Annotated in this window: 15 protein-coding genes and 1 riboswitch; of the genes, 5 read left to right on the top strand and 10 right to left on the bottom strand. The window is 72.1% G+C overall.

The features are described 5' to 3' along the window. Positions 1-39: 39 nt before the first annotated feature. The 7 genes from ACIA8F_RS07945 to ACIA8F_RS07915 all read right to left on the bottom strand — a co-directional run bounded on the left by ACIA8F_RS07945 (position 40) and on the right by ACIA8F_RS07915 (position 5,729). Positions 40-1,239 carry an MBL fold metallo-hydrolase gene (locus ACIA8F_RS07945; protein WP_399377397.1) on the bottom strand — a complete coding sequence of 400 codons (1,200 nt, stop codon included), beginning with the start codon at positions 1,237-1,239 and terminating at the stop codon, positions 40-42. Between the two features lie 182 nt (positions 1,240-1,421). Further along, the gene (locus ACIA8F_RS07940; RefSeq protein WP_399377396.1) at positions 1,422-2,315 is read right to left on the bottom strand and encodes an SGNH/GDSL hydrolase family protein; all 894 of its coding nucleotides are present in this window, start codon (positions 2,313-2,315) and stop codon (positions 1,422-1,424) included. 191 nt (positions 2,316-2,506) lie between these two features. Continuing rightward, the gene (locus tag ACIA8F_RS07935) at positions 2,507-2,779 is read right to left on the bottom strand and encodes a hypothetical protein (protein WP_399377395.1); all 273 of its coding nucleotides are present in this window, start codon (positions 2,777-2,779) and stop codon (positions 2,507-2,509) included. A 105-nt stretch (positions 2,780-2,884) separates the two neighbouring features. Beyond that, positions 2,885-4,558, bottom strand: a complete 1,674-nt coding sequence (abc-f, locus tag ACIA8F_RS07930; RefSeq protein ID WP_399377394.1) for a ribosomal protection-like ABC-F family protein — start codon at positions 4,556-4,558, stop codon at positions 2,885-2,887. Between the two features lie 129 nt (positions 4,559-4,687). Further along, positions 4,688-4,987, bottom strand: a complete 300-nt coding sequence (locus tag ACIA8F_RS07925; RefSeq protein WP_399377393.1) for a hypothetical protein — start codon at positions 4,985-4,987, stop codon at positions 4,688-4,690. A gap of 92 nt (positions 4,988-5,079) precedes the next feature. Continuing rightward, positions 5,080-5,571 (bottom strand): M15 family metallopeptidase, encoded by a 492-nt coding sequence (locus tag ACIA8F_RS07920; RefSeq protein WP_399377667.1) that lies wholly within the window; start codon positions 5,569-5,571, stop codon positions 5,080-5,082. Between the two features lie 20 nt (positions 5,572-5,591). Further along, entirely contained in the window at positions 5,592-5,729 is a 138-nt protein-coding gene (locus ACIA8F_RS07915; protein ID WP_399377682.1) for a hypothetical protein, read from the bottom strand. A gap of 274 nt (positions 5,730-6,003) precedes the next feature. On the opposite strand from ACIA8F_RS07915, the gene ACIA8F_RS07910 reads away from it, so the two are divergent. After that, positions 6,004-6,282 (top strand): alanine racemase, encoded by a 279-nt coding sequence (locus tag ACIA8F_RS07910; RefSeq protein WP_399377392.1) that lies wholly within the window; start codon positions 6,004-6,006, stop codon positions 6,280-6,282. Between the two features lie 34 nt (positions 6,283-6,316). Here the strand turns inward: ACIA8F_RS07910 and ACIA8F_RS07905 are convergent, their stop codons facing one another. Further along, entirely contained in the window at positions 6,317-6,673 is a 357-nt protein-coding gene (locus tag ACIA8F_RS07905) for an STAS domain-containing protein (RefSeq protein WP_399377391.1), read from the bottom strand. Next, entirely contained in the window at positions 6,670-7,995 is a 1,326-nt protein-coding gene (locus ACIA8F_RS07900; protein ID WP_399377390.1) for a PP2C family protein-serine/threonine phosphatase, read from the bottom strand. Before ACIA8F_RS07900 ends, ACIA8F_RS07905 begins: the two co-directional genes overlap by 4 nt. Positions 7,996-8,208: 213 nt before the next feature. On the opposite strand from ACIA8F_RS07900, the gene ACIA8F_RS07895 reads away from it, so the two are divergent. The 3 genes from ACIA8F_RS07895 to ACIA8F_RS07885 all read left to right on the top strand — a co-directional run bounded on the left by ACIA8F_RS07895 (position 8,209) and on the right by ACIA8F_RS07885 (position 13,434). Next, positions 8,209-12,393, top strand: a complete 4,185-nt coding sequence (locus tag ACIA8F_RS07895) for a SpoIIE family protein phosphatase (RefSeq protein WP_399377389.1) — start codon at positions 8,209-8,211, stop codon at positions 12,391-12,393. Further along, a complete protein-coding gene (locus ACIA8F_RS07890; protein ID WP_399377388.1) occupies positions 12,393-12,680 on the top strand; it encodes an STAS domain-containing protein in 288 nt (95 codons plus the stop codon). The genes ACIA8F_RS07895 and ACIA8F_RS07890 overlap by 1 nt, the downstream gene beginning before the upstream one ends. Before the next feature lie 85 nt (positions 12,681-12,765). After that, positions 12,766-13,434, top strand: coding sequence for a carbonic anhydrase (locus ACIA8F_RS07885; protein ID WP_399377387.1), 669 nt, complete (start codon positions 12,766-12,768; stop codon positions 13,432-13,434). A gap of 370 nt (positions 13,435-13,804) precedes the next feature. Here the strand turns inward: ACIA8F_RS07885 and ACIA8F_RS07880 are convergent, their stop codons facing one another. Continuing rightward, the gene (locus ACIA8F_RS07880; protein WP_399377386.1) at positions 13,805-14,821 is read right to left on the bottom strand and encodes a peptidoglycan DD-metalloendopeptidase family protein; all 1,017 of its coding nucleotides are present in this window, start codon (positions 14,819-14,821) and stop codon (positions 13,805-13,807) included. Positions 14,822-14,825: 4 nt separating this feature from the next. After that, a riboswitch (cyclic di-AMP (ydaO/yuaA leader) is annotated at positions 14,826-15,021 on the bottom strand. 315 nt (positions 15,022-15,336) lie between these two features. Between ACIA8F_RS07880 and ACIA8F_RS07875 the strand changes: the two genes are divergently transcribed. After that, positions 15,337-16,143 carry a tyrosine-protein phosphatase gene (locus ACIA8F_RS07875; protein ID WP_399377385.1) on the top strand — a complete coding sequence of 269 codons (807 nt, stop codon included), beginning with the start codon at positions 15,337-15,339 and terminating at the stop codon, positions 16,141-16,143. Positions 16,144-16,151 lie beyond the last annotated feature (8 nt).

Here is a 16,151-nt window from a genome sequence, read left to right as displayed (position 1 = left end):
CGTCTCGGTGTCGTTCCGGGCCGCCGCCCGGACAGGCCCCTAGGAGCCGACCGCCTCCGGCTCCTCGCGGGTCACGGCGACCGGCCGGCCGGTCGTGACGGTCCGGGCCGGTGCGGGCGGCGGGGGTGAGCCCGCGGCCACGAAGGGCCGCCACCACGGCGCGCTCGGCGCGTCCGCCGCACCCGGTTCGAAGGGCTGCCCCGGCACCGGCAGCGCGATCGCCGCACCGGCCCCCTCGGCGGCGGTCACCGTGCCCTCACCCGGCTCGTCCCACGGGTGCGGGGCCAGGTTGAAGGTGCCCCAGTGGATCGGCAGCATCGTGCCGCGCGGGACGCCGCCCTGGAGGTCGAGGTGGGCGCGCACGCCCTCCTCGGGCGTCATGTGGATGTCGGTCCAGAACTCCGAGTACGCGCCGATCTGGATCATCGTCGCGTCGAAGGGGCCGTGCGTCGCGCCGATCTCCTGGAAGCCGGAGAAGTAGCCGGTGTCGCCGCTGTGGTAGATCCGGTGTTCTTCGCCCGCGACGACCCAGGAGGCCCACAGGGTGAACTGCTGGTTGCGCAGGCCGCGCCCGCAGAAGTGCTGGGCCGGGGTGGCGGTGAGCGAGAGTCCGGCGACCTCGGTGCTCTCGTTCCAGTCGAGCTCGCGCAGCCGGTCGGCCGGGACTCCCCAGCGCTCCAGGTGCGCGCCGACGCCCAGCGGGACGGCGAAGACCGTGTCCGTACCGGCCAGGGCCTTGATCGTCGGCAGGTCGAGGTGGTCGTAGTGGTCGTGCGAGATGACCACCACGTCGACCTCGCCCAGCGAGGCCAGCGGTACGGGTACGGGGTGCAGGCGCTTGGGTCCGGCGAAGGGGAAGGGGGAGCAGCGCTCGCCCCAGACCGGGTCGAAGAGCACCCGGCGGCCGTCGATCTCGGCGAGCACGCTGGAATGGCCCATCCAGGTCAGTCGCAGGCCGCTGACCGGGGGCTTCGAGAGCTCCGCGAGGGTCGTCGGGTAGACCGGGATGGGGGCGCCGGGGCTGCGCCGGAGCCGCTGCTCCTTGTGGAAGTAGATCTTGGCGAACTCCGCCATGGACCCGGACGGTCTGGTCCGGGTGCCGGCCGGGTTCTGGAAGATGCCGTCGGCGAAGTTCGGCGAGCGCAGGATCCGCTCCAGCCGGGCACCGGACGGGTCCGCGCCGAAGGCTTCAGGCCGCAGTGCGCGCAGCCGTGGACGCAAGGGACGGGAGCCGGTCAAGGCGCCTCCAGTGTGGGGGGTGCGGGCAGGGCGTTCTCATGGTTACCACCATCCCAACGCCTGATACCCCCCAAGGATTCCGTTCGGCGCCTCCGAACGCTCCCCGGCAGCTCCCCGCCCGCCCCGCGCGCCTCCCCCGCACCGCCCCTCGCGCACCGCTTCCGCAGCGCCTGCGCACCGCCCTAGAGCGGCAGCAGGTCCGGCCGCTTGGCCTGTACGTGGTCCCCGGAGGACTCCCCGCGCAGCCGGCGGCCGATCCACGGCACGAGGTGCTCGCGGGCCCAGTGGATGTTGTCGCGGGTGGTGTCGACCGACCCGCGCGGCCGCATCGGCGGCCAGGGCTGGTCCGGATCGGCCGGCGTGTCGAGGCCGAGCACCTGGGCGGCGCGCAGGGCCACCCGGGTGTGCCCCTCGGGCGAGAGGTGGAGCCGGTCGGCGTCCCAGGCCCGCCGGTCCTGGATGGATTTCAGCGACCAGAGGTCGAGCACGGGGCACTCGTACCGGTCGGCGATGGACCGGACGTGCGCACTGAACGTCGCGATCTTGCCCCGCATGTGCTTGAGGACGGGCACGTCGCGCGTGTCGAAGCCGGTGGTGATCACGACCAGGCCGACGGATCCGGTGAGGTCGCGCACGGCCGCCTCGTAGCGTTCGGCCACGGCGTCCGGGTCGCTGCCGGGCCGGATGATGTCGTTGCCGCCCGCGCAGAAGGTCACCAGGTCCGGAGCGAGCTCCTTGGCCCGGGGGACCTGCTCGGCCACGATCTGGTCCAGCAGCCGGCCCCGTACGGCCAGGTTCGCGTAGCGGAACCCTCCGGACCGGGCGGCCTCTCCGGGGTGCCCGTGCTGCCCCTCGTACGGCTCGTGCTGCTGCTCCTGCCGCCGCTCGTGCTGCTCCTCGCGCCGGTCGGCCAGGAGGACGGCCAGCCGGTCCGCCCAGCCGAGGAAGGTGTCCCCCGGTCCCGGGTCCCCCACGCCCTCGGTGAAACTGTCCCCGAGCGCCGCGTACGAGCCAATGGTCTTGGTCTTGGAAGTCGTCGTCGCTGCCACGGGAGCCCATACTTCACCGCGGATCATGACCTACGCGACCGTAGCCAGGGCCTTACGTACCGTGATCTTCACCACCTCCGGGCCGGGGAATAACCCGGGCGGCTTCGCGACGGGGCCCGCGTCCACCGCGCCCCGTGGAGCGGGCGCGCGGGATTCACGACCCGTCAGCCGGCGGGGTGCGTTCCCGAGGAGGAGACGCACCCCGCTTCACCTCGGCGTCAGCCGACCAAGCGGCTCTTCACCAGGTACTCGGCCTGTTCTGACAGTTCCGCGCGCCGCGTGTGCTCGCGGGCGGATTCGATTTCGCGGCGCAGCGCAAGTTCCGTACGCAGGACCGTAGTTCTCGGAACCGGTACCCGCTGGCCGGGCTTTTCGGTGAAGGGCTGCAGCTCGCCCGCGAGCTCGTGCGCATCGGCGGACGTGCCGCGGCGGAGCGAGAGGAACACGCGGGCGAGCCAGTCGGCGGAGATCTGCACCATGAAATCGGTCATGCAGGTGCAACGACGCGACCGCTCGGCTGTGGCGCGCAATCGCCCGGCCGGCCGAGTGCCGCCAGGGCTTCGGGGCGCGAACGGGCGTATGCGGGCGTATGCGGGTCAGCGCATCCGGCCGTCGCGGAGTTCCACCCGCACCCCGTGGAAACGTGCACCGAAGTCGCGGTCGTGCGAGACCGCGACCACCGCTCCCGGATAGGACGCGAGCGCCTCCTCCAGGTCCCCGATCAGGTCGAGCGCGATGTGGTTCGTCGGCTCGTCGAGGACGAGGAGGTCCGCGGGACGGGTCACCAGGTTCGCGATCTGCAGACGCCGCTGCTGGCCGGCCGACAGCGCCGCGACCGGGACGTGCAGGTCCTCCTCGCGGAACAGGCCCAGCGCGAGGAGGAGTTCGGCGTGCTCGTGCGGCAGCCCGGGCCGCCCGGCCGCGAAGGCGGCGAGCAGCGGGAGCCGCGTGCGGCGTGCCGGCAGTTCTTGCGGCAGGTATCCGATCCGGGCGGGACGGCGTACCGTGCCCGCATCCGGTTCCAGGTCACCGGCAAGGACACGCAGCAGTGTCGTCTTGCCCGCCCCGTTCTCCCCCGTGACCAGCAGCCGCTGCCCGGGCGCGATCGCCAGCGAGCCGTCCAGACGCAGCCGTTCGCCGACGACCACGCCGACGAGTTCCGCGAGCGGACGGCCGGATGCGCCCTCCCCGTGCACGGTGTCCGGCGACCCGTCGGCGGTGGCCGGTGACGCGGTGAAGCGCAGCGGCACGGGGGGTGCGGCCACGGGATGGCGCCGCAGGTGTGCCAGCCGCTCCCGGACGGACCGGACCTGCCCGCCCAGCTTCGCCTCGTGCGAGCGGCGGTGCTTGCCGAAGCCCTGGCCGGGATCCTTGCCGGTGCCGGCCAGCCGCCTGCCCGCGGCGTCGAGCAGCTCCTGCGTACGGGCCACCTCCTGAACCCAGTCGCCGTACTCCTGCTCCGCGCGGCGCCGGGCGGCGGCCTTCGCGGCGCGGTAGCCGGCCCAGCCGTCGCCGTACCGGTGCACCGTGCGCGCATCGCGGTCGACTTCGAGGATCGTGGTGGCGGTGCGCTCCAGGAAACCGCGGTCGTGGGTGACCGCGACGACCGTGCCGCGGTGCGCGCGCAGGTGCTCCTCCAGCCACCGCACCGCGGCCGCGTCGAGGTGGTTCGTCGGCTCGTCGAGAAGCAGCAGCTCGGGGGCGGCGGCCAGCACGCAGGCGAGCGCGAGCCTCGACTGCTCACCGCCCGAGAGCGAGCCGAGCACGCGGGCGCGGCCGATTCCGGCGAGCCCGAGGCCGTACAGGGCGGCATCCACGCGGGCGTCGGCCCCGTATCCGCCGCGCTCCTCGTAGGCGATCAGCAGGTCGCCGTAGGCCGCGAGCTCCTCCTGCGAGGCATCGCCGAGGTGCTGCTCGGCCGTGCGCAGCCGGCGCTCCATGGCGCGCAGCTCGGCCAGCGCGCGATCGACGGCGTCCTGCACGGTGCGGTCGGCGTCGAGGTCGAGGGTCTGGGCGAGGTGCCCGGTGCCGCCGGGGAAGCTGACGGTGATCTCCCCGGCGTCCGGCGCCTCCGCCGCGGCGAGCAGCCGCAGCAGGGTGGACTTGCCCGAGCCGTTCTCGCCGATGACGGCCGCCTTCTCGCCGGGACGGACGGTGAAGGAGACCTGGTCGAGAACGGTCCGGGTGGCATAGGTCTTGGTGACCTCCTTGACGGACAGCTGCGCCACGGCAGCGGGTCGAGGCCGGGAGGTGGGGACGCGGTCGCGCATGTGACTTTCCCTGGGCATGCGAAGTGTCTACGGGCAGCAGAAACGGCGGCGGCCGTGCCCGGACTCAGAGGAAGAAGGAGGAAGTCATGTGGGCACCGTAGCAAGACGGAGCGTCTCGTCTCAAGCGATTTATGACCGTGCCGGAAGCCGATCGGGGCCTTCCCGGTGTTCCGCCTGCGCCGCAGCGCTGTGGGTCAGGAGGCCGAGGACCACGAGCATCGCACCGAGGCACAGCCCGATCGCCCCGAGTTCACCGGCGGGCTGCCATGACTGCCCCGCCGCCGAGTCCGTGCCGAAGGCGCTGATGATGAGCCACATCGATGCGGCGATGACCAGGGCACCGGCCATCCAGACCCCTTTGAACACGGCGGTCAGGACGCGGGAGGAAACGGCGCTCGGCTTGTGGGAGGTGTGGTCGCAGGTGTTCACGCATGGCTCCTGGAGAAGGACGTCGGTCGGTGTCGGGGGCTCGAAACGGCTGTGCGGGAGGTCAGTGCCGACAGGTGGCCGGGCCAGGTCCGTCACGCCGCGCACAGGTCGGCGTCGAGGGCCGCCCGGGTGGCGGGGAAGTCGAAGCAGGTGTGCGGGAAGGGTTCGTCGTCGAGGGTGAAGTGCCACCACTCGGTGGGCAGGTTGTGGAATCCCGCCCAGGTCATCGCGTGGTGCAGGAGCCGGCGGTGTTCGCGGGCGGCCGGCGCGATGTCGGGGTGATCGGTGCGGGAGCGGGGGTCGAAGAAGTCGAAGGGGGTTCCCATGTCGAGGAACGTCCCGTCGGGGGTGGTCAGGGTGATGTCGACGGTGCTGCCGCGGCTGTGGCCCGAGTGGGCGTGGATGTGGTCGGGGCCGAACAGACGGTCCTTGGGAACCCGCGGGACATACTGCTCCTTGCCGGCCTGCTGGTAGGGGTCCCGCGCCCAGCGGCGCATGTGGTCCACAGCGCGCTGGGGGCGGTAGCCGTCGAACAGGGTCAGTGCGTAGCCGTTGCGGGTGAGCAGGTGCTGGGCACGGCTCAGGGCCCGGGCGGCGGGAAGGGTCAGCAGGCAGGTGGCGTCCCGGTAGCCGTCGAGGGGGTGGCGGCGAAGTTGCGGTCGGTCGCGTAGCGCAGGTCCTGGCGGATGGTGGGGTCGACGTGGGCGAGGGCCACGAACCCGGCGGGGGCGCGGTCGGGCACGAGGGGCTCCTTCAGTGGGACGACGGGTGGGTTCTGCACCGGTGACTGCGGCTTTCCGGCTGTTCGCCGCGTACGCCGCGGTGCCCGCCGTGGGCCTGCTTCGCTCATCAGGCTGCTCCCGGCGTGCGGCACTGCGGCATCCGGTGTGCATCGGGTGGCGCTCAAACGCCGTCCGTGGACGAGCGCCGGCTGATACACGTCGGATGCCCCAGTGCCACGTGCCCGGCTCATCCTGTTTGTCGTGATCCAACAACACCGATAGCCCCTGCTCCCGGTGGACCTGGCCGCCGTCGCGGCCAACACCCGACGCCTGCGAGCGCGCACCACCGCCACCTGCATGGCGGTCGTCAAGGCCGACGGCTTCGGCCACGGGGCCGTCGAGATCGCCCGTACCGCCCTCGCCCACGGCGCCGAGGAGCTCGGCGCCGCCACCCTGACCGAGGCCCTCGCGCTGCGCGGGGCCGGACTGACCGCGCCGGTTCTGAGCCGGCTGAACAGCCCGTACGAGGACTTCGCCCCGACCGATCACGGATGTGCGGCGCACCGGCGGTGACCGGCAACCCCAGCACGTCCGTACGGGGGGGGTTCTACGGCTGGAGGGCCTTGAGCGCGTCCTCGATGGTGGGATGGAAGGTGAAGAGCTGGTTGAGGCCGATGATGCGGAAGACGTGCATCAGGTCGGCGTTCAGCCCGACGAGGGACAAGGGGGCTCGGGCCTTCTCCGCACGGTGGTAGGCGCCGATCAGTACGGTGATGCCCGTGGAGTCGCAGTAGGCGAGCTCGGAGAGGTCGATCAGTACGGGGACGCCCGCGCTGAAGGAGGTCTCCTCGATCACCCCGGTGAGCTCCGGTGCCGTGTGGTGGTCGAGCTCGCCGACCACTCCCAGGACGGTGGCCCCGCTCGGGTGGGAGCGCCGACTGGTGGTCAGGGTGCGGTGGGTCACCTGTTCTCCTGGGCTGGTAGCAGTGCCTGGTGGTACGGGACGGACAGGGCGAGCAGGGCGGTGTCGTCGCTCACTCCCGGTCCCAGATCGGTGAAGAGCTCGTGCAGCGAGGCCAGCAGGACGTCCGCTCCCCGGGCGGGCCGGGCGACCAGATGACGGGCCAGCCCCTCCTCCCCGAGCATGCTGCCGTCCGCGGTACGGGCCTCGGTGAGCCCGTCGGTGTACAGCAGCAGGGCGTCACCGGGCGCGAGGCGGGTGGTGGCCTGTGCGAAGTGCGGGTCGGGAAGGATCCCGATCAGCTGGCCGCCGTTGGTGGACACCGGTTCCACGGTGCCGTTCGCACGCACCGCCAGCGCCGGGGGGTGTCCGCCGCCGGCCAGGGTGACCGTGAACGACCCGTCGGTGGCGGCGTCGAGCACGCCGAACACCGCGGTGCAGTACCGGGGGGTGTCCCCCTGGTACTCGCCCTTGAGGACCGTGTCCAGGTTGGACAGGACGGTGCGGGGGTCGGGGTCGTAGATGGCTGCGGCACGCAGGGTGTAGCGGGTCAGCGAGGTCAGTGCGGCGGCGGCCGCGCCCTTGCCGCACACGTCGCCGAGGAAGAACGCCCACCGGCCGTCGTCGAGGGGGAACAGGTCGTAGAAGTCGCCGCCGACCTCGTCGGCGGAGGCCGTGTGGTAGGCGGCGGCCGCTTCCAGTCCGGGAACCGTGGGCAGGGCCGGCGGCAGCAGGGTGCGCTGGAGCGTGCGGGCCAGTCGCTCGGCGTCGGCCCGGCGCGCGCGTTCGGCAGCGACCATGTGCTGCGCGCTCAACCGCAGTTCGAGCTCCTCCATGACGAGTGCGGCCAGCTCCTGGAGGGCGGCCAGCTGGTCGCCGGTGGGGTGGCGCGGACGGGTGTCGAGCACGTTGACGGTGCCCAGTCGGTGGCCGTCGGGCGTGGTGATCGCCGCGGCGGCGCAGAATCGTACTCCCGGCCGGCCCTGGACGGCGGGGCCGGTGGTGGTGCGCGGGTCGATGAGGGTGTCCGTGACCACGTACGGCCCTTCCTGCGGGAGGGTGCCGAGCACGCTCTGGTCGCGGGGGACCTCCCTGAGGCCCGCGAGGCCGTGGGCGGCCTTGAGCCACACCCGGTCGCTGTCCACGATCGCCACGGTCGCCATGGGGGCGCCGAAGATGCGGGCCGCGAGGGTCGCGATCCTGTCGAAGGCCCCGTCGGCGGAGGTGTCCAGGGCCGCGTAGCGGCGTACCGCGGCGAGCCTGCTCCGCTCGTCCGCGCCGTCCTGCGCCGCCCCGTGGTGGAGGGTGTACTCGGTTGCCGTCACACAGTCTCCCGGACCGCCTGGTTGGCCGTACCTCGTGGTCCCGGGCTCGGCTGTCCTATCCTACGGATCACGTCAACGGTCTCCCTACGGTGGTCCGTCAGCCGTACGGGCCGCCGGGGGCCGCACAGCCCACCACGGCACGCGCAGTGGCAGCACAATGGTTGTCGGCCGTATGCCCGGACGGCGGCTGTTCGAACGAAGAAGGGGTGAGCAGTGACGCGTTCCGAGGATGCCGCTCGCGAGACGGCGGCGCCCGCCGGGGCCGGCGTGTTCGCCGCCGACGAGGCGGTCGGCCGGGATCTGGGCCAGGTGGACTGGTCGGCGGCCACCCCGCTCGGCATCCCCGAGAACTGGCCTCAGAGCCTGAAGACGACCGTGAGCATCCTGCTGTCGTCGAAGTTCTCGATGTGGATGGCCTGGGGACCGGAACTCACCTTCTTCTGCAATGCCGCCTACCGGCGCGACACCCTGGGCCGGAAGTACCCGTGGGCACTGGGACGGCCGGCGAGCGAGGTCTGGGCGGAGATCTGGGACGACATCGGCCCCCGCATCGACACCGTCCTCACCACCGGCGAGGCGACCTGGGACCAGGCACTGCGTCTGTTCGTCGAGCGCTCCGGATACCCGGAGGAGAGCTACCACACGTTCTCCTACAGTCCGCTGCGCGACGACACCGGTGAGGTCGTCGGCATGCTCTGCGTGGTCAGCGAGGAGACCGAGCGCGTCATCGGCGAACGGCGGATGACCACGCTGCGCGACCTCGGCTCCGACCCCAGCGTGGTGCGCACCGAGCAGGAGATGCTCGACTTCGCGCGGCTGCAGTTGAGCGGCAACCCGCACGATCTGCCCTTCACCCTGACCTACCTGTTCCAGGACGACGGCAGCGCCTCGCTGGCCACTGCCACCGGGATCGGGAGCGATCACCCGGCCGCCGTGAAGTTCCTCCCGCCGGACTCCGTCACCCCGTGGCCGACGGCCGCCGCGGCCCGGGGGGAGTCCGCGCTGGTGCCCTTGGAGGGCGACGTGTTCGCGGACCTGCCGACCGGCGAGTGGGCCGAGGCGCCCCTGCAGGCCCTGGTGGTGCCGCTGCGTCAGCAGGGCGGCGACCCGTACGGGTTCATGGTGGTCGGTCTGAACCGGTACCGGGCCCTGGAGGACGGATACCGCGGCTTCGTGGAGCTGGTCGCCGGGCACGTCGCCACCGGAGTGGCCAGCGCCCGCAGCTACCAGGCGCAGCAGCGGCGTGCGGAGGAACTCGCGGAGCTGGACCAGGCGAAGACGACGTTCTTCTCCAACATCAGCCACGAGTTCCGTACGCCGCTGACGCTGATCATGGGGCCCGTGGAGGAACTGCGGGACCGGCTCGCGGGCGTGGACGCGGACGCGGGGGTGCACGAGGAGCTGGAGGTCATCCACCGCAACGGGCTCCGGCTCGGCAAACTGGTCAACACCCTGCTGGACTTCTCCCGCATCGAGGCCGGCCGCATGCAGGCGTCCTACGAGCCGGTGGACCTGGCCGAGGTCACCGGTGAGCTCGCCAGCGTGTTCCGCTCCGCCGTCGACAAGGCCGGCCTGGGCTTCCGGGTGGAGTGCTCCCCGCTGCCCGAGCCGGTCTTCATCGACCGCACCATGTGGGAGAAGGTCGTCCTCAACCTGCTCAGCAATGCGCTGAAGTTCACCTTCGACGGCTCGATCCGCGTCGCGGTGGACGCCGTGGACGGGGCGGCCGTCGTGACCGTCGACGACACCGGCATCGGTGTCCCGGCGGAGGAGATACCCCGGCTGTTCGAACGGTTCCACCGCATCGAGAACGCCCGCTCCCGCTCCAACGAGGGCAGCGGCATCGGCCTGGCCCTGGTGAAGGAACTGGTCGGGCTGCACGGCGGCGAGATCAGTGCCACCTCCGCGGAGGGCCGGGGCACCCGGTTCACCATCCGGCTGCCCTTCGGGTCCTCGCACCTGCCCGCCGACGCCGTCCTCTCGGCGCCGGGTTCCGGGGCGGGCTCCACCGCGACCGCCCCCTTCGTCCAGGAGGCCCTTCGCTGGCTGCCCGGCGACCACGGCCAAGCGGCGCCCTTCGCGGCCCGGATCGAGAACGTCGCGGACGCCGAGGCCGCCAGGACCGACCCCGGTCCGGCCCCGGCGTCACGACTCCTGGTCGCCGACGACAACCCCGACATGCGCGAGTACCTCGTACGCCTGCTGCACGGCGCCGGTTACCAGGTCGACGCGGTCGCCGACGGCCAACAGGCTCTGGGGGCCATCCGCGCGAAGGCCTACGACCTGGTGGTCAGCGATGTGATGATGCCCCGCCTGGACGGCCTCTCCCTGGTCACGGCGCTGCGGGCCGACCCGCGGACCGCCTCGGTTCCGGTGCTGCTGCTGTCCGCGCGGGCCGGACAGGAGGCCTCCATCGAAGGCCTGCACGCCGGCGCGGACGACTACCTCGTCAAGCCCTTCGCGGCCGCGGAACTCCTCGCCCGCGTACGGGCGAACATCGAGCTGGCACGGCTGCGCGGCCACCACGTCCGCTGGCGAACCGCCCTGGTGGACTCCCTGCAGGAGGCCTTCTTCGTGTGCGACGAGGAGGGCGTGGTCATCGAGATCAACACCTCGTTCAGCGACATCCTCGGCTACGGACCCGAAGGCCTGCCCTACCGGCCGGTCCACCCGTGGTGGCCCGACGCCACCACCGACTCGGTGGCGCACCAGCAGGTCGAGGAGGCCTTCGCCCTGCTGCTCGGCAGCACGAAGGGCTCGTACACCATTCCGATCACCCACCGCGACGGGCACCGGCTGTGGGTCACGGCCACCTTCAACCAGGTCGACGACCCCGACACCGGGCGCCGCGTGACCGTGGGCACCTTCCGGGACGTCACCGCCGAGCACTACGCCATCCAGCGCGAGAGCGCCCTGGCCGCCCTGGGCACGTGCCTGTCCCGGGCCACGAGCGTGCCCGAGGCACTGGCCGGCGCACTGCAGGAACTGAAGAAGCTGTGGCGCGGCCGGTGGGTCGTGGCGGCGGTCTTCGACCGGGGCGACGAACCCGCGCTGACCTCCACCGACGCGCGGCTGGCCTGGTCGCAACTGCCCGCCGGACAGCGGGAGGCGCTCGAGGAGCTGCGCCGGGGGCCGGTCCTGACCCCGGTCGCCGACCGCACGGGGGCCGGCATCCTCCTGGAGTTCCCCGACGGGCCGCTCGCCCTGTGGATCGACCTGGGCGAGAACCGGCCGTTCACGGGCGAGGACGAACTGCTGCTGTCCCTCCTGGCCGGTCACCTCGCCCAAGGCCTCAACCGCGCCCACCAGATCGACCAGCAGCGCGAGACGGCCATCGCCCTGCAGCGCGCCATCCTCGGCCCCTCGCAGCTGCCCGCCGGTTTCGCCGTCCGCTACGAGCCCGCCACCCAGCCGCTGGAGGTCGGCGGTGACTGGTACGACACGGTCGCACTGCCCGACGGCCGCATCGGCATCGTCGTCGGCGACTGCGTGGGACGGGGGCTCGAAGCCGCCAGCGTCATGGGGCAGCTGCGCAGCGCCTGCCGCGCCCTCCTGCTGCAGGACGCCAGCCCCGCCCGGACGCTGATGGCCCTGGACCAGTTCGCCGCCGGTGTGCCGGGCGCGGCCTGTACCACCGTCTTCTGCGGAGTCCTCGACGTCGACACCGGGCAGCTGACGTACTCCAGCGCCGGTCACCCGCCCGGCATCCTCGTCCGGCCCGACGCCAGCACCCGGCTCCTGGAGGAGGGCCGCTCCCTGCCTCTGGCCGTCCGGCCCGGATCGCAGCGTCCCGAAGGCGCCTGCACCATACCGGCCCGGTCCACGCTGCTGCTGTACACCGACGGGCTCGTCGAACGCCGCCGCCGCCCGCTCAGCGCGGGCATCGACCAGGCCAGCAAGGCCCTCCAGGACGGCCGGGACACCGCGATCGACGACCTCGCCACCGATGTCATGTCGCGGCTGGCTCCCGTCGACGGCTACGACGACGACGTCGCCTTGCTGCTCTACCGTCACCCGGCGCCCCTGGAGATGTCCTTCCCCGCCGAATCGTCCCAGCTCGCGCCCGTACGCAAGACGCTGCGCGGCTGGCTCGACCGGTGCGACCTGCCCTCCGCCACCGTGCAGAACATCCTGGTCGCCGCGGGCGAGGCATGCGCCAATGCCATCGAACACGGCCACCGCGACGCTGCAGGAGGCACCATCCAGTTCCGGGCCGAGGCGAACGTCAACGTTCTGCACCTGACCATCGCCGACACCGGCCGCTGGAAGGCGCCGGAGCCGGAGCTCAACACGCACCGCGGCCGCGGGATGGCCCTGATGCGTGCGCTGATGCAGCACGTCACCGTCACTCCCGGCCCATCCGGAACCACCGTCGACATGCACACGAGGATCGCCTGATGACCACGCCCCTGACCCTCACCCTCGGACGGCGGCCCGACGGCACCGCGCTGCTCACCGCGGTCGGCGAGATCGACATGAGCAACACCAAGGAGCTGGCCGCCGCCCTCGCGGGCACGGCCGGCCCCCTGGTCCTCGACCTCACCGGCGTGGAGTACCTCGACAGCGCCGGCCTCAGCGTCCTCTTCCCGCACGCCGAGCGCATCGAACTCCTCGCCAATCCGCTCCTGGAACCCGTCCTGACCATCTCCGGCCTGACCGACCTCACCACCGTCCACGGCATCTAGCCGGGTGCGCCTGCAGCCGCTGCGTGCCGAGGTTGCCCGATGCCCTGATCGCGCGACGCGGCAGAGCGTCTCGTACGCTGCCGCCATGGCTTCTCTTCCTGTCTCCCCCGCTCAGGCCCTCGACGGCCTCCTCGCCGGGAACCAGCGCTTCGTGGACGGGGCTCCGCAGCACCCCAACCAGGACGCCGCACGGCGGGCCGAGCTCGCCCCGGCCCAGCAGCCCTTCGCCGTACTGCTCGGATGCTCCGACTCGCGCCTGGCCGCCGAGATCATCTTCGACCAGGGCCTGGGCGACCTCTTCGTGGTCCGCACCGCCGGCCACGTCCTCGGCCCCGAAGTCCTGGGCAGCATCGAGTACGGCACCAGCGTGCTGGACTGCCGCCTCGTCGTCGTCCTCGGACACGACTCGTGCGGCGCTGTCGCGGCCGCACGCACCGCCGTCGAAGAAGGACTCACGGCCACCGGGTACGTCCGCGACGTCGTCGAACGCGTCACCCCCAGCGTCCTGGCAGCCCGCGCCGCCGGACTCACCGCCGACAGCGACATCATCGACACGCACATACGGCACACCGTGAACCTGCTCCTGGACCGCTCCCGCGTCCTGGCCGACCAGGTCGCCACCGGCCACACCGGCATCGTCGGCCTGGCCTACCAGCTCGCCGACGGCCACGCCCGGCTCGTCACCTCCCACGGCCTCCCCACCCCGGTGACTCAAGACACGGTCGCGTCCTCCGTCGGCGTGCACCCGTCGTAAGCGGCAGCCACCGCGCCGGCGGGCGTGCGCATGACCTTGCGCGGCTTCGGCTTCGGCATCGGCCGCAAACCTGGTGAGGGGGCCGGGACCCCCCTCCGGTCCCGGCCCCGCGTTCAGTCGAGCAGCCGGGTTTCGGCGCCCGGCAGTTTGTTCCACCAGTGGTCGTAGCGGTGGCAGACCTCGGGCTCGCGGTCGGCCAGGAAGGCCGTCAGGGCCCGGGCCTCGCCGGCGAGCGCCTCCCAGGCCTCGAGCCCCGTGAAGGCGGCGTCGAGGTCCGCCGGGTCGGAACCGGCGAGCCGGTTCCACAGCGCGAGGTAGGGCGAGGCCGCGTACGTGCAGCCTGACCGGCACCTGCGACAGCTCCCCGGATTCAGATGCTGACGCCCTTCGACCGCAGGTAGGCCAGCGGGTCGATGTCCGAGCCGTACGAGGGTCCGGTGCGGATCTCGAAGTGCAGGTGCGGGCCGGTCACGTTGCCCGTGGCGCCGGAGAGTCCGATGGTCTGTCCGGCGCCGACGCTCTGGCCGGACGAGACGGAGAGCTGGGAGAGGTGCGCGTACTGGCTGTACTTGCCGTCGGCGTGGCGGATGACGACCTCGTTGCCGTACGCGCCGCCCCAGCCGGCGGAGACCACGGTGCCCGCGCCGACCGCCTTGACGGTGGTGCCGGTGCTCGCGGAGAAGTCGACACCGGTGTGGTAGCCGCTGGACCACATGGAGCCGGCGGTCTTGTACGCGGTGGACGTGCCGCCGCCGACGGGGGCGACGAAGCCGGTCGACGTGGAACCGCCCTGCTGCTTGGCGGGGGCCTTGCGCGCGGGGGCGGGCGCGGCGGCCTCGTCCGAGGAATCCTCATCGGACGAGGCCGCGTCCGAGTTGGAGGAATTCGACGAAGCGGAAGAATCAGAAGAAGAGGAAGAAGCAGACTTCTTGGCCGGCTTCGGCGTTTCGGCCGGCGCCGACTCGGCCGACGCGGCCGGAGCCGAGCCCTTCGCGCCGAGCGTGAGCTTGAGGCCCGGGTGGATCAGCGACGGGTCGGTGCCGACGGCCTCGCGGTTGTCCGCGTAGAGCTGCTCCCAGCCGCCGGCGAGGTGCCGGCTCGCGGCGATCTTGGAGAGGTAGTCGCCCGGCACCACGGTGTAGACGGTGGGGGCGCTCTGCGCGGTGGCCGGCGCGGCCTGGAGCGCGGCGGGCACCTGAGCGGCCACGGCCTGCGGGGCGGCCTGGACCGGAGCGGCGGCGGGCGCCGCGGCGGGGACCCCCGCGGCGTGGGCGCCGGCGGCGCCGAGCAGCGGAAGCGCGAGGGCCGCGCCACCGGTGCCGGCGGCGGCGAACCCGCGGGATATCGAGCGGGACTTGGGACGGCGGTGCTTACCCGTTCCGGACATGTCGCATTCCTCTCCGACGCCTGCGAGGTGAGCTGTCGGGTTCGGACTGGAGATGTCCGGCCGCCTCCGCGCCGGTGAACGGCACGTGTACGGCTTCACCCCGAGCTGTCCCGTCGTGAAGATCTCGACCGGAGATCCGGAACAGCGGCTTACCTGGTTCCCCCGCTCCTGCCGCGCGCGTGAATAGTCGGGTGCGGTTTCCGGTCGGCGGCAGGATTAGGCGGTCCGTCCGGATCGATCGCGAAGGTAATCGAGTCGGCCCGCGCGGAACAAGTCATGAATTCCCCAACGGAATCTTGAAGATGACGGGCTGCCGGAATTCCGGTCACCCTCCGTCCATTCCGCACCTTCAACAGCCGCCCCGGGCAGGCAATTCGGCATTTGCGATCAGGCACGCACCGTCACCGTATGATCTGGCTCACGGGGGCAGGTCCGATCTCGCCTCTCGCCATGGCAAGTTGTCAGCAAGTAGCGTAATTCGGACACCATCGACGACGATGACACGGAGGAGCCCGGTGACCCAGCCGATACCCCAGAGTCCGCACGAGGAGCCGACGCTGACCGGAGTGCGCAACTTCCGCGACGTGGGCGGGCTGCCGACCACGGACGGCCGGCGGGTCAAGTCGGGAAAACTATTCCGAAGCGGACATCTGGCTCATGCCACCGAAACCGACGCGGAGTTCCTCGGGTCGCTCGGGCTGCACACCGTCTTCGACTTCCGCAACGGAGCCGACCACGCGCTGGAGGGTCCGGACGTGGAGCTGCCCGGCGTGCTCAACGTCAGCATTCCGCTGTCGGATCCGGCCGACGGCAGCGAGTTCTGGAAGATGGTCCGCACCGGGGACCTGGCGCAGCTCCGCGAGATCCTGGGCGACGGGAAGGGCGCCGCGCGGATGTCCCGTTCGTACCGGACGATGATCCGGACCCGGACCGCCGAGCACGGCCGGGTGGTGCACGCGCTCGCCGAGTACAGCGTCCCGGCCCTCATGCACTGCGCCGCCGGGAAGGACCGGGCGGGCCTGTCGATCGCCGTCACCCTGCTGGCGCTGGGCGTCGAGCGGGAGGCGATCGTGGCCGACTACCTGGAGTCGAACGCCCCGCACAACCGCTACCGGGTCCGCCGGGGCAGCGAGGCGACCGAGCCCCGGACCCCCGAAGTGCTGGAACTGCTCTCCCCGCTCTTCGACGCCCGCGCCCCGTATCTGGCGGCGGCCTTCGAGACCATCGACGAGGAGTGGGGCGGTGTGGAGCGGTACCTGGCAGAGGGCCTCGGGCTCGCGCCCGAGACCCTCGCCAGGCTCCGTGACCGCCTGCTGGACTGACGCCCCGC

Source organism: Streptomyces sp. NPDC051563, from assembly GCF_044454225.1.
Classification (GTDB): domain Bacteria; phylum Actinomycetota; class Actinomycetes; order Streptomycetales; family Streptomycetaceae; genus Streptomyces.
Note: the sequence above shows the minus strand (reverse complement) of the source record. Positions and strands in the feature narration are given on the sequence as shown.

What these genes read in the sequence shown, in the direction of transcription:
- ACIA8F_RS07940 (WP_399377396.1), bottom strand. Translation starts at nt 2,315, where the DNA reads ATGATCCGCGGTGAAGTATGGGCTCCCGTGGCAGCGACGACGACTTCC.
- ACIA8F_RS07935 (WP_399377395.1), bottom strand. Translation starts at nt 2,779, where the DNA reads ATGACCGATTTCATGGTGCAGATCTCCGCCGACTGGCTCGCCCGCGTG.
- abc-f (WP_399377394.1), bottom strand. Translation starts at nt 4,558, where the DNA reads ATGCGCGACCGCGTCCCCACCTCCCGGCCTCGACCCGCTGCCGTGGCG.
- ACIA8F_RS07890 (WP_399377388.1), top strand. Translation starts at nt 12,393, where the DNA reads ATGACCACGCCCCTGACCCTCACCCTCGGACGGCGGCCCGACGGCACC.
- ACIA8F_RS07885 (WP_399377387.1), top strand. Translation starts at nt 12,766, where the DNA reads ATGGCTTCTCTTCCTGTCTCCCCCGCTCAGGCCCTCGACGGCCTCCTC.
- ACIA8F_RS07880 (WP_399377386.1), bottom strand. Translation starts at nt 14,821, where the DNA reads ATGTCCGGAACGGGTAAGCACCGCCGTCCCAAGTCCCGCTCGATATCC.